This window comes from Sphingomonas phyllosphaerae 5.2 (assembly GCF_000419605.1).
GTDB classification, from domain to species: Bacteria; Pseudomonadota; Alphaproteobacteria; order Sphingomonadales; family Sphingomonadaceae; genus Sphingomonas; species Sphingomonas phyllosphaerae_B.
Genome location: NZ_ATTI01000001.1, coordinates 2,665,727 through 2,687,292, shown reverse-complemented (window position 1 = coordinate 2,687,292; position 21,566 = coordinate 2,665,727). Strand labels below are relative to the sequence as shown.

Here is a 21,566-nt window from a genome sequence, read left to right as displayed (position 1 = left end):
CGTCATGGAGCATCCCGACAACATCCTCATCGTCGATTTCGGCAGCCAGGTGACCCAGCTGATCGCGCGTCGCGTGCGCGAGGCGGGGGTCTATAGCGAGGTCGCGCCCTTCCAGTCCGCCGCCGAGGCGTTCGCCCGGCTCAAGCCGAAGGGCGTGATCCTGTCGGGCGGTCCGGCCTCGGTGGTCGACGAGGGCAGCCCGCGCGCGCCACAGGCGATCTTCGACGCCGGCGTGCCGGTGCTCGGCATCTGTTACGGGCAGCAGGTGATGAATGCGCAGCTTGGCGGGCGCGTCGAAAAGGGCATGTCGGGCGAGTTCGGCTCGGCGTTCGTCCAGGTCGACCAGACCTGCGCGTTGTTCGACGGCCTGTGGCAGTCGGGCGATCGCCACCAGGTGTGGATGAGCCATGGCGATCATGTCGCGGCGCTCGCCCCCGGTTTCGTGCCGGTCGCGTCGTCACCCGGCGCGCCGTTCGCGATCACCGCCGACGAGGAGCGGCGCTTCTACGGGATGCAATTCCATCCGGAGGTGGTCCATACGCCGGACGGTGCGAAGCTGATCGCCAATTTCGCCCGCCATGTCTGCGGGCTGACCGGCGACTGGACGATGGCCGAGTTCCGCAGCGTCAAGATCGCGGAGATCCGCGAGCAGGTCGGCGGCAGCCGCGTGATCTGCGGCCTGTCGGGCGGGGTCGATTCGGCGGTGGCCGCGGTGCTGATCCATGAGGCGATCGGCGAGCAGCTGACCTGCGTGTTCGTCGACGGCGGCATCCTGCGGGAGGGAGAGGCCGAACAGGTCGTCGGCCTGTTCCGCGGCGCGTACAACATCCCGCTGGTCCATGTGGAGGCGCAGGCGCTGTTCATGGAGGGGCTGGCCGGGGTCACCGATCCGGAGGCCAAGCGCAAGTTCATCGGCAAGACCTTCATCGACGTGTTCGAGGCGGAGGCCAAGAAGATCGGTGGCGCGGATTTCCTGGCGCAGGGTACGCTGTATCCCGACGTGATCGAGAGCGTCAGCTTCACCGGCGGCCCGTCGGTGACGATCAAGAGCCATCACAATGTCGGTGGCCTGCCCGAACGAATGAACATGAAGCTGGTGGAGCCGCTGCGCGAATTGTTCAAGGACGAGGTGCGCGTGCTGGGTCGCGAACTGGGCCTGCCCGACGTGTTCGTCGGCCGCCACCCGTTCCCCGGACCGGGTCTGGCGATCCGCATCCCCGGCGAGGTCACCAAGGAGCGGTGCGACATCCTGCGCAAGGCCGATGCGATCTATCTGGAGGAGATTCGCAACGCCGGGTTGTACGACACGATCTGGCAGGCGTTTGCGGTGTTGCTCCCGGTGCGCTCGGTGGGCGTGATGGGCGACGGGCGAACCTATGACAACGTGCTGGCGCTGCGCGCGGTGACGTCGGTGGACGGCATGACGGCACAGGCCTTCCAGTTCCCCGGCGACTTCCTGCCACGGGTGGCGACCCGGATCATCAACGAGGTGCGTGGCGTCAATCGCGTCACTTACGATTACACCTCCAAGCCGCCCGGCACCATCGAGTGGGAATGATGCGGACGAGCGACCGTGCGGGGTAAGGGCGCGGGCATAGGCAAGCTGCGGCAGGTAGTGGCGGCTATCGAGGAAGCGTGCCACAACGATCGCGACCGATAGGGGATAATCGATGAGCGCCGTCCTGCTGGTCCTCGCGCTGCAAGCCGCGGCGCCGCAGCCGCAATCCGCCGATCGACCGCGGTTCCGTGGCGAGGGGCAGATGCGGATGTTCGACATGATCTGCAATCGCGTCTTCCCGGACGAAGCCCGCGTGGCCGCGGGCATGGCCAAAATCCCCGGCGCGCGTCCGCTGACGCCCGAGGAACTACGCGTCTACCTCAAGGACGATCCTGGTCGCGGCTGGAGCATGCCCGCGGGCGCCAGCCGGATCGTCGTGACGATCGAGGCGCCGCCGATCCACGCCTGTGCGGTACGTATCACCAACACCGACGGCGTGATCGATGAAGGCAAGTGGCAGCAACTGCTCGCCGCGGCGCAGGCGCGCAGCGGCGGCGGGTTCGTCACGATGCCGCCACAAACCTTCGACGTAGGCGACGTCCGCTCACAAGCGAGCGGCGTGCAGAAGCAGGGGGCGGACGGCGCGGCCGACGCGATCTACCTGATCCGCAGCACGCCGAAGAAGCCGGGCTATGCGACCGAGATCCGCATGGTGCGACAGGTGATTGCCCCGCAGCGGCAATAGTGTTGCCGTTGGTGAACATCGTCGGGCTGCTCTCACCCCACGTTGCCGATACCGGGAGCGCTAACGCCGGCGCGACTCTGACCTATGGATTTTGCGGTGTGGCACGCGGCGGATTACCTGCGAGCGAGAAAGAGGAACGATGACGACGACCATGTACGGCATCCCCAATTGCGACACCATCAAGAAGGCGCGCACGTGGCTAGCTACGCAGGACGTCCCGTTCGTCCTTCACGACTACAAGAAAGCGGGCGTCGATGCTGCCGCGCTCGATCGCTGGATCGACGCGGTCGGATGGGAGCCGCTGCTCAATCGCACCGGCACGACGTTCCGCAAGCTGCCCGACGCCGACAAGGCCGATCTGGATCGCGCTAAGGCACGAGCGCTGATGATCGCAAATCCTTCCACGATCAAGCGCCCGGTGCTGGTCGACGGCGGCCGCATCGAGGTCGGGTTCAAGCCCGAACGGTATGCCGCGCTGTTCGGTTGACCGGGCGGACGCCGAAATCTAGAGAAATCGCCCGTGCCCCCGTAGCTCAGCAGGATAGAGCGACGGTTTCCTAAACCGCAGGCCGTGAGTTCGAATCTCGCCGGGGGCACCAATTGGCGACGGAGCATGGCGTGTCACGCGAACCGGCGATACCGGCGCTCGGGCTGGATTTCGGCACCACCAACACCGTCGTCGCGCAAGCCGACGGCGCCGGCGATGCGCGGCTGATCGAGTTTACGGGAGCGGAGGCGACCGGGGCGGTGTTCCGCTCGGCGCTATGCTTCTGGGAAGACGAGCAGGGCTGGAACGGCATCGCGCACGAGGCGGGGCCATGGGCCATCGCCGAATATCTCCAGTCGCCGCTCGACAGCCGCTTCGTCCAGTCATTCAAGACCGTCGCCGCCAGTCCGCTGTTCGAACGCGCGACGATCTTCAACCGCCCGATGCGGTTCGAGGACCTTGGGCGGTTGCTGCTCCAGAAGCTGGTGCGCCATGCCGGCGGGCAGCTCGACGACCGTCCGCACCGCGTCGTCGTAGGACGCCCAGTCGAATATGCCGGCGCGCGTCCCGATGCCGCACTGGCGCGGCGACGCTATGATGCGATGCTGCGCGAGTTCGGGACGGAGGTGCACTACGTCTACGAACCGCTGGGCGCCGCGCACAGCTTTGCCGCACGGCTGAGCGAACCGGCGACGATCCTAGTTGCCGATTTCGGCGGCGGTACGACCGACTTCTCGCTGGTGCGAGTCGCCGCACCCGGCGCGGTGCGCCGCTGCGTTCCACTCGCCTCGACCGGCGTCGGCATCGCAGGCGACCGGTTCGATCAACGGATCGTGTCGCAACTGGTGCTGCCGCTGCTTGGCAAAGGCGGCGAATATCGCTCATTCGGCAAGGTGCTCGAAATACCCGGCGGCTATTTCAACGACGTTGCGGACTGGTCGCGACTCGCGATGATGCGTAACCGCAAGACGCTCGAGGAATTGCGGCGCCTGCAACGCGATGCGCTCGATCCCGATGCGATCGGGCGAATGATCGCGCTGGTCGAGGAAGAGCAGGGCTTTCCGCTCTACGATGCGGTCGGGCGGCTGAAGCGTGCGCTGTCGGGCGCTGAACATGCCGAATTCGCGTTCGAGGGGGGCGGAGTGCGGATCGCGGCGGACGTTGCGCGCGCCGATTTCGAGCGCTGGATCGCCGATGATCTCGTCCGGATCGAGGCCGCCCTGGATGCAGCACTGGTCCGCGGCGGGGTGGAGGCGGGCGCGGTCGATCGCGTGTTCCTGACCGGCGGCTCGTCCCTGATCCCCGCGATCCGCGCGCTGTTCGATCGGCGGTTTGGCGCGGAGCGGATCGCCACCGGCGGCGAGCTGACCTCGATCGCACATGGTCTCGCGCTGATCGGTGCGGAGCCCGACATAACGCCGTGGGCGGCCTGAGCGATGGTCTATACCGACATTGCGACGCGCACCTGGGATCATGGCTGGCGGCTCGATCCGATCGTGCGCAGCCTGCTCGATACCGATTTCTACAAATTGCTCATGCTTCAGCTGATCTGGCGCCGGCATCGCGACACGACCGCGACCTTCGCGCTGATCAACCGCACGCGAACGGTGCGGCTGGCCGAGGTGATCGACCAGGGTGAGCTGCGCGCGCAGCTCGATCATGCACGCGGGCTGAGGTTCACGAAGAAGGAGCTGATCTGGCTGGCGGGTAACAGCTTTTACGGCGAGGCGCGGATGTTCGCGCCCGACTTCCTAGCGTGGCTCGCCGCTTTCCAACTCCCCGAGTACGACCTGCGGCAGGTCGACGGGCAATTCGAGCTGCGGTTCGAGGGGCCATGGACCGACACCACGATGTGGGAAATCCCGGCGCTGGCGATCGTCAACGAGCTGCGCGCGCGGGCGGCGCTGCGTGGGAAGGGGCGGTTCACGCTCGACGTGCTGTATGCGCGCGCGAAGGCGAAACTGTGGGACAAGGTCGAGCGGCTGCGCGAACTGCCCGAACTTGCCTTGTCCGATTTCGGGACGCGGCGGCGGCACGGCTTTCTGTGGCAGCGTTGGTGTGTCGAGGCGCTGAAGGAGGGGCTGGGTCCGCGATTCATCGGCACGTCGAACGTACTGCTGGCGATGGACCATGACCTGGAGGCGATCGGAACCAACGCGCACGAATTGCCGATGGTCGCTGCCGCGCTCGCACCCGATGACGCCACGTTGGCGAGCGCGCCGTACCGCGTGCTCGACGAATGGCGGCAGGCCTATGGCGGCAACCTGCTGATCGCGCTTCCGGATGCGTTCGGTAGTGCGGCGTTCCTGCGCGATGCGCCGGATTGGGTTGCGGACTGGACCGGCTTTCGTCCGGACAGCGCGCCGTCGGTCGAGGCGGGTGAGCGGATCATTGCATGGTGGCGCGCGCATGGCCGCGATCCGCGCGAGAAATTGTTGATCTTCTCCGATGGCATGGACGTGGATTCGATCGCAGCGACGTATCGCCATTTCAATGGGCGCGTGCGGACCAGCTTCGGCTGGGGTACGAACCTGACCAACGACTTCAGGGGCTGCGATCCGGAAGGCGCTGCGGGGCTGGAGCCGATCTCGCTGGTCTGCAAGGTGGTGAGCGCGAATGACCGGCCGGCAGTGAAGCTGTCGGACAATCCCGAGAAGGCGACGGGAGCGCCGGAGGAGATCGCTCGCTACCTCCGCGTGTTCGGCGATGCCGAGCGACAAGCGGTGCCGGTGGCCGTCTGACCCGCGCTCGGTTCGTTGTCCGTCGGGGCTGTTCGATATGGCGTCGAGGCTCCGGCTACCGGGGTCGCTAGCGGACGGTCACCGTCATAGCGACCCGGCGATTGGCGGGGGCGACTTCCTCGTCGGCCGTCATGTCGAGCAGCGGGCGACCGTCGGCGGCCCAGTGCAGGCGACGGACGCGCGCGTCGCGGCCGTCGCCGCCGACGCCGTTGCCCCACGTATGATAGACGTAGAGTTCGTTACCGTCCTCATCGGTGGTGAAGGCGCCATGGCCCGGTCCCTGTTCGTAGCGGCGATAGTCGGTAACGCCTTCGGGCATCGACATGCTTTTCTGGAGGGGGGCCTGCCATTTTCGCCATGAATCGATCCGCGTGAGATCGGCGTCGACGGGTGCGGAGATGCCGTTGACGACATAGGTCGGGCTAACACCGGAGCTGGAGTACACGAGCGTGAGTCGCCCGTTCTGTCGGAGCGCGAAGGCGCCCTCGGCCAGGTTCTCCTCGACCGACGTGTCGGGCGCGATGATCGGGGCCGGCGCTCCTGCCAGGCGGGTCGGGCGGGTGGGGTCAACCTTCGCGATCCATGTCAGCGGGTCACCGAGTGGGCTTGGACCCGCCAGATAGCGCTGCGACCAAGTGTAATAGCTCTGACCGCCGACCGTGAAGAAGGACATGTCGAGGCTGATGTTGGCGGGCATCTCCGCACGGCCGAGCGGAGTGCCGTCGGCCTTGCGGATTGCCGCCGGTTGCGACCAGTCGGCGGGGTTCGCGGGATCACCGCCGTCGCGCAACTGGATGATATGCGACTCGACGCGCAGCCAGGCACCGCCTTCGTTCGACTGATCATCCTCAGGGTTGAAGCACGGGGCGAACAGGATCGAGAGTTTGCCGCCGATCTCATGCAGTTCGGGGGCCCAATAGCAGCCGGCGATGACGCGGCCCTCGACGGTGCGGTCGCGGCGGGTGCGGCGGTTGAGCAAGTCGATCTCGCGGGCGCGGCCACCATGATCGTCGGCGAGGTCGGCGATCGTGTCGGCGATGCGGAGCGGTAGATGCGGCGAGGCGACGTTGCCGTTGTTCGTGTCGTCGGTGGCGACCAAGAGGTAGCGGACCCGCCCGTCGCGTTTCCAGCGAAAGATGTCGGGATCGGCACGGTTGTAGGCGAAGATCTGTGGGTAGGCGCGCTGCCGGACGGTGCCGTGGACCAGATACCGGCCGGGGCGATCGAGGCGCGCTACGTCGGCGACATCCCAGTCGACCGCGCGGGTGGCGGTGGAACCGTCGGAATAGCGCAACGTCGCGCGCGAGTTGCGCAGCACGGTGGCCTGTCGTGGCGCAATCGTCTGCGGCGTGACCTCGGCGGTGATGTTGACGACGCGATCGAACCGGCGGGTAAGCGCGGTCGCCACGTCGGCGTCGACCGGCAGCGTGTCGAGCTCGATGGTGGCGACAGCGCCTGTGCGAGGATCGCCGACGTTGCCGGCCGCGACGATCCGGCGGCGCCGGCCACCGTCTGTCGGTTGAAGAGGCATGTCGCGCCATTCGGTGCGCGCGAGATCGGCGACGGTCGTCCAGTGCGGTCGGCCGGTGTCGTCGCTCCACGACACGACGTAGCGGCGGGTGGCGCTGTCGTAGGTCGCCCGCGGCTTTGCAACGGTGCCGGTGGCGCGAAGGTCCAGCGTGCCGAGCTCGACGAAATCGGCGGGGTGCTGCGGATCGCTGCGGAAGACGAGCGTCGCGGTGGCGGCAGCATCGGGAGTGCCGGACATGTCGACGCGCGACGCGATGATGCCGAGTGCTCCGTCGGCGAAGTAGAAGAGCGAGGGGTCAGCGATCCCGCGTAGCGCGACGCGGTCGACACCGACATAATCGCCGCGCGCGAACAGCACGCCATAGTCGTCGTTCAGCGGCACCGGGCGACCGTCGGCACCGGCGAGCGCGAGATGGACGCTGCGTGCCACGGTCGGCTGGTTGGCGTCATGCGCGGTGGTGGGCGTGCGCGAATAAGCTTCGAGGCGGCGCGCGGTGCTGCCGAGCAGGCGTACGGTGAAGTGCTTGGCGAAGGTCGTACCGTCGGGGCGCGTCAGCGTGCCGGTAAGGCGCACGAGGCGCTCGGCCGCGGCAGGATTGGTGAGCACGCCGCCGGACAGCGCGCGATCATCGGCGTGCCATGTGGCGGTATGGCCTGCCGGAACGGGCAGGCGCGTGCCCGACGCGAGCACCGGCGGGACGATCCAGCTATCGCGGACATCTGACGCAACAAGGGCGGGGCGGCTCCAGTGCGCGACGAGCGCATCGCGTTCGCGTGCCGTGATCGCCATGACCGCGCCGTGGCGCGGTGAGGCGGGCAGGTCGAAGTCGCGCGGATAGGTCCAGGAGATTTTGCCGGCGAGCGAATTGGTCGCGAGTGGAATGTAGCCGACACCGCCGTAGTCATCGACCCACAGGAAGTATTTGAAGCCGCCGAGATCCCCGGGATTGGCGACGAAGGCGCTCGGCCCTTCCACCTCCGGCGTGCCGCTACGGCGGCCGATGCAGCGGTCGATGATCTTCCACCCGCCCGATGCACCACCGGCGCGCAGCCTGGGCGAGACCTGCGCGAGAATATCGCCGGATGGGCAGCCGTGCGCGTCGCTGATCTTGGTAAAGCGGTAATAACGGTCGCCGTTCTTCATGACGGTCGCGTCGATCATGCCCTTGGACTTGACGGCACCCGGCACGTCGGCGGCCTTGAACCACGGCTCGGGCGCGGTGAAGCTCCGGAAATCGCGGGTGGTGGCGGTCAGGATCTGTGGGCCGTCTCCGTCCTCTACCTTGTGCGCGGCGTCCTTGTAGAGCGTCGAGGTCCAGTAGATGACGTAAGCGCCGATCGTCGGGTCGTAGCTGCCCTCGGGTGCCCAGGTCATGCCGGCACCGGGCAGGTTGACGCGGATATGACGTTGCTTGCCCCAATGGATCAGGTCGGTCGACTCCCAGATCTCAAGGTAACGGCTCCCCTGGCTGGTGGCGGTATCCCATCCGGTGCGGCCGGTGGAGAGATCGGTGGCGAGCAGGAAGAATCGGTCGCCCTCCGCCGAGCGCATGATGAACGGATCGCGCAAGCCGCGCGTGCCTTCACCCGATGAGAGGATCGGTTGTGCGTCGTTCAACGTCTTCCATTTCAAGGCGTTATTGCCGTCGGAAATGGCAAGGCGCAGCTTTTCGCCGTCGATCGTATTTCCGGTAAAATAGACGAAGACATAGGCGGATGGCGGGGGCGGTGCGGCAGACGCAGCCGACACCGTGACATCGAGCGGGACCGGCAGCGGGCGCCGACCCGGCAAGGTAACGGTAGCGGTCAGGCGGACGCGTCGGTCGGTCGCGCCACGCGTGACGACGCCCTTACGCACCGTGTCCGCCCCGCTGCCGCGGTCCGCGTCCGAGATCGTCGCCGGGTGCGACGATTTCCACGCGATGTGCGCGCCTGCCACATCCGGTCGGTCGGCCAGCGAAGAAAGCGCCACGGCGCTGTCGGGAAGGGTGACGTTGCCGCGTAGCGGGGCGGTAAAGGCAGGGTCGGTGCGAAGCGCCTCGGCCACGGCCGCGGCGAGCGGATCGGCTGGATGGCTGGCGCCGGTCAGAACGGCGGCTGCCATCGCGAGGAGCACCACTCGCGGGGTGCGCAAGGTATCGTTCATCCGGGCTCTCCCAATTCCGCCCGGCGTCGACTTGCGCGCCCGACCGTCTATGTGGCGGCATTATGTCGGACATTTGGTCTGCCGCAAGCTGCAATCCGGTCAGCAACCGTGGGTCGCGCCGAAGACGGCGACAGGGACTTCCAGTATCGCCCTGGGCTTGCGCGGCCGTCGCTTCTCTGCATCATGTCCGGGAAAGGGAGAGCGATGATGGACGAAGCCGAGGCCGCACGGATCGCGGCGGACCCGCGCTATATCGCGCTGGTGCGTGAGCGGGGGCGGTTCACCTGGGCGCTGACGGGCGTGATGCTGGTCGCGTACCTCGCCTTCATCCTGCTGATCGCGTTCGACAAGGCATTGTTGGCGCGACCGATCGGGGCTGGCGTGACCTCGATCGGGATCGTCGTCGGCTTCGGGGTGATCGTGCTCGCAATCGTGCTGACCGGCGTTTACGTGCGGCGTGCGGCGCGGACCTTCGACCCGCTGACCGCAGCACTGCGCGGCGAGCCGCACGCGTGAGGCGCCTGCGAGCGGGCGCGGTCGCCACGACGATCGCGCTGTTGCCTGCGCCCGCGCTGGCGGATGGGGTGGCCGGACAGACGGTGCAGCAGGCGACGAACTGGACGGCGATCGCGATGTTCGCGGCGTTCGCGCTGCTGACGCTGGCGATCACGCGCTGGGCGTCGCGGCGGACGCGAACGGTGCAGGATTTCTACACCGCGGGCGGCGGGATCACCGGCTTCCAGAACGGCCTTGCGATCGCCGGCGACTTCATGTCGGCGGCGTCCTTCCTCGGCATCTCGGCGCAGATCTTCGCGGACGGCTATGACGGTCTGATCTATTCGATCGGGTTCCTCGTCGGATGGCCGATCATCCTGTTCCTGATGGCGGAGCGGCTCCGCAACCTGGGGCGCTACACCTTCGCCGATGTCGCCAGCTTTCGCTTCGCGCAGCCGCCGGTGCGAACATTCGCCGCCATCAGCACGCTGACCGTCGTATTGTTCTACCTGATCGCGCAAATGGTGGGAGCGGGGCAGCTGATCAAACTGCTGTTCGGCCTGCGCTATGAATATGCGGTCGTCATCGTCGGCGTGCTGATGACGCTGTACGTGCTGTTCGGCGGGATGACCGCGACGACGTGGGTGCAGATCGTCAAGGCGGTGCTGCTGCTGGGCAGCGCGACGTTCATGGCGCTGGCGGTGCTGTCGCAGTTCGGCTTTTCGTTCGAGGCGCTGTTCGCGCGTGCAGTGGCGATCAAGACCGGGCTGGCGAGCGCGGCCGGCGTCGATCCGGCGGCGGCGGCGGCGAAGGGCCGGTCGATCATGGGGCCGGGCAATTTCATCAAGGACCCGATATCGGCGGTTTCGTTCGGGCTGGCGCTGATGTTTGGCACCGCCGGACTGCCGCACATCCTGATGCGCTTCTTCACGGTGCCCGATGCGAAGGCGGCGCGGCGATCGGTGCTGTGGGCGACGGGGTGGATCGGTTACTTCTACCTCCTGACCTTCATCATCGGGTTCGGTGCGATCGTGCTGGTCGCCACCGAGCCGCGTTATCTCGATCCCGCAGGCGGGCTGGCAGGTGGCGGCAACATGGCGGCGATCCACCTCGCGCATGCGGTGGGCGGCAATCTGTTTCTCGGCTTCATTAGCGCGGTGGCGTTCGCGACGATCCTGGCGGTCGTCGCCGGGCTGACGCTGTCGGGTGCCTCGGCGGTGAGCCACGATCTGTATGCGACGGTGTTCCGCAAGGGGGACGCCGATCCCGCCGCGGAATTGCGCGTGTCGCGACGTACGGTGCTGGTGCTGGCGGTGGCGGCGATCCTGCTGGGGATCGTCTTCGAAAAGCAGAACGTCGCGTTCATGGTCAGCCTTGCCTTCGCGGTGGCCGCCTCGGGGAATTTCCCGGTGCTGTTGCTGTCGCTGTTCTGGAAGGGATGCACGACGCGCGGCGTCGTCGCGGGCGGTACGCTGGGGCTGGTGCTGGCGGTGGTGTTGACGGTGCTGTCGCCGGCGGTGTGGGAGAAGATCCTCGGCCATCCGGCGGCGATCTTTCCTTATTCGTCGCCGGCGATCTTCTCGATGCCGGCAGCGTTCCTGACAATCTGGCTGGTATCCTTGCTCGACCGCTCCGCGCGCGCGGCGGTGGACCGCGGCGGCTATCTCGCGCAGCGCGTCCGCGCCGAGACGGGCATCGGCGCTGCGGGGGCCTCAGCGCATTAGAGCGGTCCGCTAGGCCAAGCGTCACCCCGGTGAGCCCGGGTGACGCTTGGCCACGTTCGAGGCTTTATTTTGCGGGAGTTCGGTACCGATCGAACCAGGCGAGGATCGCTGACGCCTTGGCCGCTGATTGCGACGGGCGGGCGGTGAAGCCGCCGTGGCTGGCGCCCGGCACCTTTACCAGCGCCGTTGGCACGCCGCGGATCTGGAGCGCGGCGTAATATTGCTCGGATTCCGAAACCGGCGTGCGATAATCGTCGCTGCCGACCACCACCAGCGTCGGGGTCTTGACGTTCCCGACCAGGCTGAGCGGCGAGCGGTTCCAGTAACCCATGGGATCTTCCCAAGGCAGCTTGGTGAACCAGTAGCGCGAAGTGAACAGCGTGTTGTCCATCGTCAGCGCCTCGCTGGTCCAGTTGATGACCGGCTTCTGCGTGGCGGCGGCCTTGAAGCGATCGGTCTTGCCGACGATCCACGCGGTCAGCACGCCGCCCCCCGAGCCCCCGGTGACGAAGAGGTTGTCGGCGTCCGCAGTCCCGTCGCCGATCGCAGCATCGACCGCGGCGATCAGGTCGCCGTAATCGTCGGCAGGATATTTCTTGTCGATCAGGTTCGCGAACTCGGCTCCGTAGGAGGTCGAGCCGCGCGGGTTGGTCCACAGCACGGCGTAACCGGCGGCGGCGTAGAGCTGCACGTCGGTAGCGAAGCCGGGGCCGTAGGCGCTGTTGGGACCACCGTGGATCTCGAGGATCAGCGGCACGCGCGTGCCAGGCGCGCGACCGGGCGGGGTGGCGAGCCAGGCGTCGATGGCGCGGCCGTCGGGCGCGGTGACCGCGATCTTGCGGACCGGCGCGAGCGCCTTGGCCGAGGTCATCACCGCGTTGAGTTGTGTCAGCCGGCGCGCCTTGCCGCCCGACCAGATCCAGACGTCCGCAGGCGTACTGGCATCACCGCCGGTGTAGGCGACCGTTCCGTTCTTCGCGACCGAGAAGTCGCCCCCGGTATAGGGGCGATCGAGGCCACCGCCTGCGACATTGTCGACCAACGGCGTGGTGCGGCCGTCGAGCGCGATCCGTGCGATGCGGCGCTGCCCGCGATCGTCATAGCTGGCGTAGAGGCTGCGACCGTCCGCTGCCCAGATCGCTTCCTCGATCGCGCGGTCGAGCGCAGCCGTGAGCGAGCGCGGATCGGCGGCGTCGCGCTGCCCCACGTATAATTGCGTATTCTCATAGCTGCGGCGTTTGTCGTCGAAGCCGAGCCACGCGATCCGCGTGCCGTCCGGCGAGACCCGCGGCTGCCCGTCCGGACCGTCGCGGGTGGTGAGCGTGCGCAGCGCCCCGCTGGCGACATCGACCGCGATCACGTCCGAGTTCATTACCTGTCGCTCGGCATCGGGACCACGGATCGCGGCGAACACGATCTCGCGCGAGTCCGGGGTCCAGGACAGCGGTCCGCCGTCATCATAGGGGCCGAACGTGAGCTGCCGCGCGGCGCCGCCTTCCGCAGCGACGACGAACAGATGGTCGCGGCCGGGCTTCACATAGCCGGGGCCGTCGTTGCGATAGTTGATGCGGTCGATGACCGTCAGCGGCTCGGCCCATTTCGCGCCCTCGGGCTTCGGTGGGGCCTTGCCGAGCGTGGTCGGATCTCCCGCGACGGTCGCGACATAGGCGAGGCGCGTACCGTTCGGTGACCAGGCGAGTGCCTGCGGATCGCCAGGAAACGCCGTTACGCGTGCGCTGGCGCCGGTTGCCAGCCAGCGGACGAACAACTGCGAGCCGTCGCCATCGCCCGCGACATAGGCCACGCGCGTGCCGTCGGGTGACCAGCGCGGGCTGGACCCCTGCGTGGCGAACGGTGACTGGCGGCCCGAAGCGACGTCGATCAGCCACAGCGACGAGGCCATGCGATCGGTCATGACGTCGGCGGTGCGGCGGACGTAGACGATCGTCCTGCCGTCCGGGCTGATCTGCGGATCGGCGGCAATCGACAGGCCGAACAGGTCGGCGCCGGTGAAGGCGCGATCGGGCGCGGTGGCGGGGACGGCATTCGGCTGCTGCTGCGCGCTGGCGGACGTGGCGGCGAGCAGGGCGATGGCGAGGGATAGGCGCACGCTGGGTTCCTTGGGGAGAGATCGGGAGCGGGACGAGCGGATCAACGCCCGCCGGCCGCCTTGGCGACGACGCCGCGGTGCATGACGAAATCTACGTGCTGCAGCCGCGTGACGTCCTGCAACGGCGAGCCGGCGACGGCGATGATGTCGGCGGTCTTGCCGGGCGCCAACGTACCGATGTCGTTGCGGCCGAGCAGGTCGGCCGCGGACACGGTCGCGGCGACGATCGCCTGTGTCGGAGTAAGGCCGTTCTGTACCAGCAGCGCGAACTCGGTGGCGTTGTCGCCATGCTTCGATACGCCGGTATCGGTTCCGAACGCGACCTTGACGCCCGCGGCATACGCGCGGCGATGATTGACGGCCATGGCGGCGGCGGCTTCCTCGGCCTTGACGATCGTGGCGGGCGGCAGCGCGCCGCCACGCGCCTGCGCCAGTGCCGCGACCGGGGCGATTTCGGTCGGGACCAGATACGCGCCCTTCGCCTTGAAGAGCCGGATCGTGTCGTCGTCGAGGAAGGTCCCGTGCTCGATCGAGTCCACGCCAGCCTCCAGCGCCGCCTTCGTTCCCTCGGCGGCGTGGCTGTGCGCGGCCACCTTGCGGCCGAGTGCGTGCGCGGTGTCGATGATGGCGCGCATTTCCTCTGGCGTCATTGCGCGGCCGAGCCCACCGCTGACGTTCGATAGCACGCCGCCGGTCGCGGCGAACTTGATGACGCGCGCACCCAGCGAAACTTGCGCGCGGACCGCCCGTCGGCAATCGTCGGGGCCGTCGCACAGGTTTACCTCATGCGAGTGGACGACGTCGGCGAATTCTTCGGCGAGGCCGTTGCCGCCGTCGCCATGCCCGCCGGTGACCGAGATCATCTCGCCGGCGTTCGTGATCGACGGGCCTTCGACGGTGCCGGCGTCGATCGCGTCGCGTAACGCACGGATACCGCGCGGATCGCCGCCGAGATCGCGTACCGAGGTGAAGCCCGCTTCAAGCGTGGTGCGGGCGTTCGCGACGGCGGTCATCTCGTCATCGAAGCGGTCGCGGGTGAGTGCGCCGAGCCGCGCCTTCATCGGATCGCCTCCGATCCCCCACAAGTGAACGTGCATGTCGACCATGCCCGGCATGACGAAGGCGTTGCGCAGGTCCACGACGCGCGCGCCCGGTTCGGGTGCGACGAAGCCGTCGCGAAGTTCGGCCACTTTCCCGTCGCGTACGATGATCGTGGTGGCGCCGCGTGGCGCGCTGCCGGGACGGTCGAGCAGGGTGCCCGCCTGGATATAGGTGACCGCGGCCGGCAAGGTCTGCGCCGCGACCGTGGGTGCGGCGATGGCCGCCGCGCCGAGCAGGAACGCCTTCATCATGAACTTTTCCCCTTTTGGCATATGCTTGCCGAAGCGGGGCGGCATGGCAAGCGGGCATGTGTCGATGCGCCGTGGTGCAGGCCGCGGCCAGATTGACGCATTTTAATCGTGCGCGGCCCCCGCGCGGGCTTCCCGGCGGCGAAATGATTGTTATCCTTTGTTTCCGGCCACGTCGTGCCCGAGCGGAGCGGAGAAGAGGATGTCGATCATCATCAATGGGATGCCGGTGGCACCCCCGACCGATCCGCGCGTGTCGCTGTTGGATCACCTGCGCGAGACGTTGCACCTGACCGGCACCAAAAAGGGGTGCAACCAGGGTGCGTGCGGCGCGTGCACGGTGCTGGCCGACGGCGAGCGCATCCTGTCGTGCCTCGCGCTGGCGGTGCAGTATGAAGGCCGCGAAATCACGACGATCGAAGGGCTTGCGGAAGGCGACGCGCTGCATCCGTTGCAGGCGGCGTTCATCAAGCATGACGGATTCCAGTGCGGTTATTGCACGCCGGGGCAGATCTGCTCCGCGATCGGCATGGCGGCGGAGGCGAAGCGTGGAGTGCCCAGCCACGTGACCGGTGACCTGTCGGGCGCGTTTTCGATGACCCGCGAGGAGGTCCAGGAGCGCATGAGCGGCAATTTATGCCGGTGCGGTGCACATAATGGGATCATCGATGCCATCCGGGGCACGTTATCGGCGGACATCGACGCATGACGCCGTTCAGCTACGCACGCGCCACCGATACCGCCGAGGCGCTGCGGATGGGCGCGGAGCCGAACGCCGCCTATCTGGGCGGAGGCACCAACCTGGTCGACCTGCTGCGCGAGACGGTGGCGCATTCGGAACGGCTGGTCGACGTCACCGCATTGTCGGACGCGATCACCGAAACGGATGGCGGCGGGCTGTTGATCGGCGCCGGAGTGCGCAACACCGCGCTGGCCGAGCATCGCGCGGTCCGCACCCGCTATCCGATGCTGTCGCGCGCGATCCTGGCGGGCGCATCGGCGCAGATCCGCAACATGGCGACGGTGGGTGGCAACCTGCTACAGCGGACGCGCTGCACCTATTTCTACGACACCGCCGGATCGCGCTGTAACAAGCGCGCGCCGGGTACGGGGTGCGACGCGCGCGACGGGTTCACGCGCATCCACGCGGTACTGGGCGCATCCGAGGCATGCGTCGCGACTCATCCGTCCGACATGTGCGTGGCGCTCGCCGCGCTCGACGCGGTGGTGCATGTCGAGGGTGCGGGTGGCGCGCGAAAGCTGCCGTTCGGAGAGCTGCACCGCTTGCCGGGCGACCGGCCGGAACGCGACACCGTGCTGGCACCGGGCGAGCTGATCACCGCGGTCGAGCTGCCGGCACTGCCGATCGCGGCACATTCGACCTATCGGAAGGTGCGCGACCGGGCGAGCTATGCGTTCGCGCTGATCTCGGTCGCGGCGGCGCTGGAGCTGGACGGCGACCACATCGCCGACGTGCGGATCGCGTTCGGCGGCGTGGCGCACAAGCCGTGGCGCGCGACCAGGGCCGAGGACGCGTTACGCGGTGGCGCCGCGACGGAGGCGGCGTTCCGCGCGGCCGCGACACGCGAGTTCGCCGACGCGCAGGTGCTGCGCGACAATGCGTTCAAGCCGGCGCTTGCCACCCGCACGCTGGTGGCGGTGCTGAGCCAGCTGGCGCAGGGAGAGATGGCATGAGCATCGTCGATACCGCCAAGCAGGCGGCGCAGGGACTGGTGCAGAGCGCCATGGAGAAACTGGTGCCGCTGGCCCCCGACAGCTGGATACCGGGCGGCGTGCCCGACCCGCTGATCGCGCGCAAGCACGGGCTGATCGGGACGCCGGTGTCGCGGCTGGACGGCGCGTTGAAGGTGAAGGGCACGGCGAAGTTCGCCGCCGAATTCCGCTTCGACGACATGGTCTATGCCGCGCTCGCCTTTGCGACGATCCCGCGCGGGCGGATCGCGGCGATCGACAGCGCGGCGGCGGAGGCGGCGCCGGGCGTGGTGCTGGTGATGACGCATCGCAATGCGCCGCGGATGAAGACGCCGCCGGTGTTCGGTTCGGCACCGAACGCGGTCGGCCCGGCCGACCTCCCGATCTTCCAGGACGACCGCGTGCACTGGAACGGGCAACCGGTCGCGTGCGTGCTGGCGGAGACACAGGAGCAGGCCGATCACGCCGCCGCGCTGCTGCGCTTCACCTATGCCGAGGAACCGTCGACGACGACGCTGGCAGGCGCGAAGGCGAACGGGATCGAGCAGGGGATGTTCTTCGGCCAGCCGCTGCGCAACGACATCGGCGATGCCGAGGCGGCGCTGGCGGCGGCGACGGTGAAGGTCGATCACCAATATCGCACGCCGCGGCACAACCACAATCCGATCGAGCCGCACGCCGCGACGATCGCGTGGGTGGGCGACGAACTGGTGATCCACGACGCCAGCCAGATGGTGACGCAGCAGGCCGGGACGATCGGCGAAGTGTTCGGCGTCGAGGAGGGCAAGGTGCGGCTGACCTCGCCCTATGTCGGCGGCGGATTCGGCAGCAAGGGATTGTGGGACCATCAGGTGATCGGCGCGGCGGCGGCGAAGCTGGCCGGCCGGCCGGTGCGCGTCACGCTGTCGCGCGAGGGCGTCTATCGCACGGTCGGCGGACGCACGTTGACCGAGCAGCGTGTCGCGATCGGCGCACAGGCCGACGGGACCTTCGACGCGATCATCCATACCGGCCTGTCGGTGATGACCGCGCATAACAACATGCCCGAGCCGTTCATCCTGGGCACGCGCTGCACCTATGCCGCGCCGCACATCGCGTTGAAGGTGGAGGTAGCGAAGATGAACATGCTGGCCAACACCTTCATGCGCGCGCCGGGCGAGGCGGTGGGCACGTTCGCGCTGGAAGCGGCGATCGACGAACTGGCGACCAAGCTGGGCATCGATCCGGTCGAGCTGCGGATACACAACGAGCCGGAGAAGGACCCGGTCAACGGGCTGCCGTTCTCGTCCCGCAACATCGTCACGGCGTGGCGGCAGGGCGCGGAGCGGTTCGGCTGGTCGGGACGCGACGCGACGCCGGGCGTGCGGCGCGAGGGCGAGTGGTTGATCGGCACCGGATGCGCGACCGGCACCTATCCCTATTATCGGATGCCGGGCGCCGAGGCGCGGATCACGCTGACGCGCGACGGCGATACGGTGCGCGCGTCGGTGGAGGTAGCGGCGGCTGAGATGGGGATGGGCACGTCCACCACCACCGCGATCGTCGCGGCCGAGCGGCTTGGGCTGCCGATGGCGCAGATCGACGTCGGCTATGGCGACAGTGCGATCCCCGGCGCGATCATGGCGGGCGGATCGCAGCAGACCGCGGCGATCGGCGCGGCGGTGATCGCAGCGCACAATGCGTTGGTCGCCGAGCTGCTGACGCTGGCGGGCAACGACTCGCCGCTGGCCGGGCTGTCGCCCGACGAGGTCGGCAGCGAGGGCGGCGGGCTGGCGAAGCGCGACGATCCGGCGCGGCGCGAAAGCTATGCCTCGATCCTGGCACGCGCGCAGCGCGACAGCGTGTCGGTGACGAAGGCGGGGTCGCCGCCGCTGGAGTTGATGCACTGGTCGATGCACTCGCACAGCGCCTTGTTCTGCGAGGTTCGGGTGAACGCCGTCACCGGCGAGCTGCGCGTCAGCCGCTTCCTGGGATCGTTCGATTGCGGGCGCATCCTGAACCCGCGCACCGCCGCCAGCCAGTTCCGCGGCGGGATCATCATGGGCCTGGGCATGGCGTTGATGGAGGAGACGCAGTTCGACGAGCGCAACGGGCGGATCATGAACCCGAGCCTCGCCGAATATCATGTGCCGGTGCACCTCGACGTGCCGGAGATCGACGTGATCTGGACCGACATTCCGGACCCGCACACGCCGATGGGCGCGCATGGCATCGGCGAGATCGGGATCACCGGGGTGGCGGCCGCGGTGGCGAACGCGGTGTGGCACGCGACCGGCAAGCGGGTGCGCGACCTGCCGATCACGCTCGACAAGTTGCTGTAGCGTGGATGCGTCAGGCAGCGCTTCTCGCGTCGCCGAAGCGGGATGGCATCATCCTGTCCCGGAGAAGCGCGGGTTATCGCGCTTCCGGCAGGGGCACCTCCAGCGCGAGCAGCGCGAAGGTGGCCAGCCAATGCTCGCCCATATAGTCGCTGCCGAGGTGCGGCAGGCTGGCGGCGAGGTGATCGGTCGCGGCGCGTTTGGCGCGCGCCGCGACCGGGTGCGCAGGGCCGAGTGCGGCGGCGATCGCGCGCCAGCACCATGCGCGGCTGAGGTTCAGCCCGTCGAGATGCGCGATCTTCCCATCGGAGCGGTCGGAGACGGTGGCGGGGACGAACAACGTGGCGGGCTGGCCATCGGCGACGCGCGGCAGAAAGGCGTCGAACCACAGGCGAAAGGTGGGGGCGTCGAGAACGCGGCTCATGACCAGCGCCTCGCTGAGCGCGGGTGAGAGGAATTCGTCGCCGCCCGGTTCCCACGCCTGACAGTCGCGGTTGTCGGCGAACCAGCGCGGGACGGCGGCGGCGATCTGCGCGCGCAGTTCCGGATCGCGGGTCGCCGCCCAATCCCAGGCGAGCGTCAGCGCGAACCCGGTGTTGAAGTGCGTGCCGACGCGCAACGGATAGGTCATGCGCGGCAGGATCGCGCGGAACCGCGCTGCGAACAGCAACGCGAGAGGTTCGAGCGCGGTGGCCCATGGTGCATCGTGGCGCGCGGCTTCGTCGTGCAGGGCGAGCGCCCATGCCCAGCCATAAGGGCGCTCGAACGTCGCGGTGCCGGGGCGGTCGAGATAGGCGATCTCGCCCGCGACCTTGTCGGGGACGAGCATCATGGCGGCGCGCGCGCGGATCGCCGGGGCGACGGCAAGGTCGGGATAGCGGCGGATCAGGCGCAGCAGCTGCCACCACCCGTGGACGCAGCTGTGCCAGTCGAAGCTGCCGTGGAAGATCGGGTGGAGCTGCGACGGTGTCCGCGCGTCGTCCGGGCCGTTGAGCACGTGCTGCAGCACGCCGGGATATTCACGGCCGACATGCCCCAGCGTCATCGTGGCGAAGCGCTGGGCCGTGGCGTGGTCGAGAGCGAGCGGGGGCATTTCGGTCATGCGATCATCGCGTAGAGCAGCAGGATGTTGAAGGCGAGCAGCGGCACCGCGGTCGGCACCTGCGCGCGGATCACGCCGTAACGGTCCTTCAGGTCGAGCAAGGCGGCAGGGAGCAGGTTGAAGTTGGCGGCCATCGGGGTCATCAGCGTGCCGCAGAAGCCGGCAAGCATCCCGATCGCGGCGACGATCGCCGGGTCGCCGCCGGCCTGCCGGATCAGCAGCGGCACGCCGACCGCCGCCGCCATCACCGGAAAGGCGGCGAAGGCGTTGCCCATAACGATCGTGAACAGCGCCATGCCGAGCGCATAGGCGAGCACCGCGCCGATGACGCTGCCGGCCGGGATCACCGTGCCGATCAGCGCGCCGACGACCTCGCCCACCCCCGCCAGCGCGAAGACCGCGCCGAGGCTGGCGAGCATCTGCGGCATGATCGCGACCCAGCCGATGTCGTCGATCAACCCGCGACCGGCAACGAACGGCTCGAGGGCGCGGGCGCGCAGCATGGCGTGACAGAGCGCCAGCGCGGCGATCGTGCCGATCGTCAGCGCGACCAGCGTCGCCTGCTTCGGATCGATCAGGCCGGGGAGTTGCTTGAACGCGAGCGTGCCGAGCAGCGCGGTGGCGGGGATGACGAGCGCGGGTACGAAGACACGCGCGCCGTGGCGATCCTCGGCCGGCGCGGCGGGGGCGGCGCGCTTCATCCGGCCCGAAGCGGCGATCGCGACGAGCGTGAGCACGAGCACGCCGTTGGCGACGTCGCCGAGCCGGTCGCCGGCGAGGAACGACAAGGCGATCAGCGCGAAGAAGGCGGCATTGGCGAGGCGCCGGTCGCGCGCGGAGAGCAGCGCGAAGATCGCGAAGACGATCCCGGCGGCACCGTAGACGATGTTGAGCCCGATCATCGCCCGGCCCCGCGCTGCGTCAGCCGCCGGTCGAGCAGCAGCAGGCGCGTGGCGTGGATCACGAACGCGGCGATCGCGGTGGGGATCGCCCACACCGACAGCTGGAAGGGTTCGAGGACGATGCCATAGCCCTCCAGCACGCCCTTCATGAGCAGGATCGAGCCGATCGCGATGAAGATGTCCTCGCCGAAGAACAGCCCGATATTGTCGGTGGCGGCGGCCATCGCCTTCACGTGCTCGGCATCGTCGGGGGAGGCGCCCTGCCGGTCGGCGGCGGCCTCCGCCATCGGCGCGACGAGCGGGCGGACGGTCTGCGCCGGGCCGGCGACCGAGGTGAGGCCGAGCGCGGCGGTGAGCTGCCGGAACAGGAGATAGCCGGTGAGCAGCCGCCCTGCGGTCGCGCCGCGCAAGGTGGCGACCAGTGCGCGGGCGCGCGCCTGCAGCCCGCGGCGCTCCAGCAAGCCGATGACGGGGAGCACCATGTAGATCGCGGTGACGTAGCGCGTGTCGTTGAAGGCGTGGCCGAACGTGGCGAGGATCTTCAGCGGGTCCAGCCCGGCGGCGAGGCCCGTGACGAGCGCGGACGCGGCGATGACGAGCAGTGGGTTGAAGCGGAGCAGGAAGCCCGCGGCGATGACGACGATACCGGCGAGGACGAGCATCTAGCGGCGGTTCTGCGGGTGGGAGCCATGAGGCGAGACAAGCA

At 68.4% G+C, this 21,566-nt stretch carries 16 protein-coding genes, 1 tRNA gene and 1 pseudogene; 11 read left to right on the top strand and 7 right to left on the bottom strand.

Features of this window, described 5'->3' with window-relative positions; all coding sequences use genetic code 11:
• Positions 1 to 4: 4 nt before the first annotated feature.
• From guaA to pncB, 6 genes are all read left to right on the top strand, one after another.
• Complete coding sequence (gene guaA / locus SPHPHY_RS0112550; RefSeq protein ID WP_022687037.1) at positions 5 to 1,558, top strand: glutamine-hydrolyzing GMP synthase; 1,554 nt, start codon at positions 5 to 7, stop codon at positions 1,556 to 1,558.
• 112 nt (positions 1,559 to 1,670) lie between these two features.
• Complete coding sequence (locus tag SPHPHY_RS0112545) at positions 1,671 to 2,243, top strand: hypothetical protein (RefSeq protein WP_022687036.1); 573 nt, start codon at positions 1,671 to 1,673, stop codon at positions 2,241 to 2,243.
• A gap of 139 nt (positions 2,244 to 2,382) precedes the next feature.
• Entirely contained in the window at positions 2,383 to 2,730 is a 348-nt protein-coding gene (locus tag SPHPHY_RS0112540) for an ArsC family reductase (protein WP_022687035.1), read from the top strand.
• A 35-nt stretch (positions 2,731 to 2,765) separates the two neighbouring features.
• Positions 2,766 to 2,842 (top strand) — tRNA-Arg (locus tag SPHPHY_RS0112535).
• Positions 2,843 to 2,861: 19 nt separating this feature from the next.
• The gene (locus tag SPHPHY_RS0112530; protein ID WP_028056872.1) at positions 2,862 to 4,163 is read left to right on the top strand and encodes an Hsp70 family protein; all 1,302 of its coding nucleotides are present in this window, start codon (positions 2,862 to 2,864) and stop codon (positions 4,161 to 4,163) included.
• Between the two features lie 3 nt (positions 4,164 to 4,166).
• Positions 4,167 to 5,471 (top strand): nicotinate phosphoribosyltransferase, encoded by a 1,305-nt coding sequence (gene pncB, locus SPHPHY_RS0112525; protein WP_022687033.1) that lies wholly within the window; start codon positions 4,167 to 4,169, stop codon positions 5,469 to 5,471.
• A gap of 67 nt (positions 5,472 to 5,538) precedes the next feature.
• Here the strand turns inward: pncB and SPHPHY_RS22795 are convergent, their stop codons facing one another.
• Positions 5,539 to 7,002, bottom strand: coding sequence for a family 43 glycosylhydrolase (locus tag SPHPHY_RS22795; RefSeq protein ID WP_419554973.1), 1,464 nt, complete (start codon positions 7,000 to 7,002; stop codon positions 5,539 to 5,541).
• 295 nt (positions 7,003 to 7,297) lie between these two features.
• Positions 7,298 to 7,369: pseudogene (locus SPHPHY_RS22790) on the bottom strand (hypothetical protein); the annotation flags it as partial.
• A 1,982-nt stretch (positions 7,370 to 9,351) separates the two neighbouring features.
• On the opposite strand from SPHPHY_RS22790, the gene SPHPHY_RS0112515 reads away from it, so the two are divergent.
• Both SPHPHY_RS0112515 and SPHPHY_RS0112510 read left to right on the top strand, forming a co-directional pair.
• Positions 9,352 to 9,663: a DUF485 domain-containing protein gene (locus SPHPHY_RS0112515; RefSeq protein ID WP_022687031.1), complete on the top strand. Its 312-nt coding sequence runs from the start codon at positions 9,352 to 9,354 to the stop codon at positions 9,661 to 9,663.
• Positions 9,660 to 11,366, top strand: coding sequence for a cation acetate symporter (locus SPHPHY_RS0112510; RefSeq protein WP_022687030.1), 1,707 nt, complete (start codon positions 9,660 to 9,662; stop codon positions 11,364 to 11,366). Before SPHPHY_RS0112515 ends, SPHPHY_RS0112510 begins: the two co-directional genes overlap by 4 nt.
• A 64-nt stretch (positions 11,367 to 11,430) precedes the next feature.
• On the opposite strand, the gene SPHPHY_RS0112505 is transcribed toward SPHPHY_RS0112510, so the two are convergent.
• Together SPHPHY_RS0112505 and SPHPHY_RS0112500 are read right to left on the bottom strand one after the other, a co-directional pair.
• Positions 11,431 to 13,476: an alpha/beta hydrolase family protein gene (locus SPHPHY_RS0112505; RefSeq protein WP_022687029.1), complete on the bottom strand. Its 2,046-nt coding sequence runs from the start codon at positions 13,474 to 13,476 to the stop codon at positions 11,431 to 11,433.
• A gap of 41 nt (positions 13,477 to 13,517) precedes the next feature.
• Positions 13,518 to 14,828 carry a metal-dependent hydrolase family protein gene (locus SPHPHY_RS0112500; RefSeq protein WP_051148429.1) on the bottom strand — a complete coding sequence of 437 codons (1,311 nt, stop codon included), beginning with the start codon at positions 14,826 to 14,828 and terminating at the stop codon, positions 13,518 to 13,520.
• Positions 14,829 to 15,027: 199 nt separating this feature from the next.
• On the opposite strand from SPHPHY_RS0112500, the gene SPHPHY_RS0112495 reads away from it, so the two are divergent.
• The 3 genes from SPHPHY_RS0112495 to SPHPHY_RS0112485 are packed head-to-tail and all read left to right on the top strand — an operon-like array spanning position 15,028 to position 18,859.
• Entirely contained in the window at positions 15,028 to 15,534 is a 507-nt protein-coding gene (locus tag SPHPHY_RS0112495) for a 2Fe-2S iron-sulfur cluster-binding protein (RefSeq protein WP_022687027.1), read from the top strand.
• The gene (locus SPHPHY_RS0112490) at positions 15,531 to 16,520 is read left to right on the top strand and encodes an FAD binding domain-containing protein (RefSeq protein ID WP_022687026.1); all 990 of its coding nucleotides are present in this window, start codon (positions 15,531 to 15,533) and stop codon (positions 16,518 to 16,520) included. The genes SPHPHY_RS0112495 and SPHPHY_RS0112490 overlap by 4 nt, the downstream gene beginning before the upstream one ends.
• Positions 16,517 to 18,859: a xanthine dehydrogenase family protein molybdopterin-binding subunit gene (locus SPHPHY_RS0112485; protein WP_022687025.1), complete on the top strand. Its 2,343-nt coding sequence runs from the start codon at positions 16,517 to 16,519 to the stop codon at positions 18,857 to 18,859. Before SPHPHY_RS0112490 ends, SPHPHY_RS0112485 begins: the two co-directional genes overlap by 4 nt.
• A 73-nt stretch (positions 18,860 to 18,932) precedes the next feature.
• Here SPHPHY_RS0112485 and SPHPHY_RS0112480 read toward each other — a convergent pair whose 3' ends face one another.
• The 3 genes from SPHPHY_RS0112480 to SPHPHY_RS0112470 are packed head-to-tail and all read right to left on the bottom strand — an operon-like array spanning position 18,933 to position 21,522.
• Positions 18,933 to 19,958, bottom strand: a complete 1,026-nt coding sequence (locus SPHPHY_RS0112480) for a DUF2891 domain-containing protein (RefSeq protein ID WP_022687024.1) — start codon at positions 19,956 to 19,958, stop codon at positions 18,933 to 18,935.
• A complete protein-coding gene (locus tag SPHPHY_RS0112475; protein ID WP_022687023.1) occupies positions 19,955 to 20,860 on the bottom strand; it encodes a DUF979 domain-containing protein in 906 nt (301 codons plus the stop codon). The genes SPHPHY_RS0112480 and SPHPHY_RS0112475 overlap by 4 nt, the downstream gene beginning before the upstream one ends.
• Positions 20,857 to 21,522: a DUF969 domain-containing protein gene (locus SPHPHY_RS0112470; RefSeq protein ID WP_022687022.1), complete on the bottom strand. Its 666-nt coding sequence runs from the start codon at positions 21,520 to 21,522 to the stop codon at positions 20,857 to 20,859. The genes SPHPHY_RS0112475 and SPHPHY_RS0112470 overlap by 4 nt, the downstream gene beginning before the upstream one ends.
• Between the last annotated feature and the right edge of the window lie 44 nt (positions 21,523 to 21,566).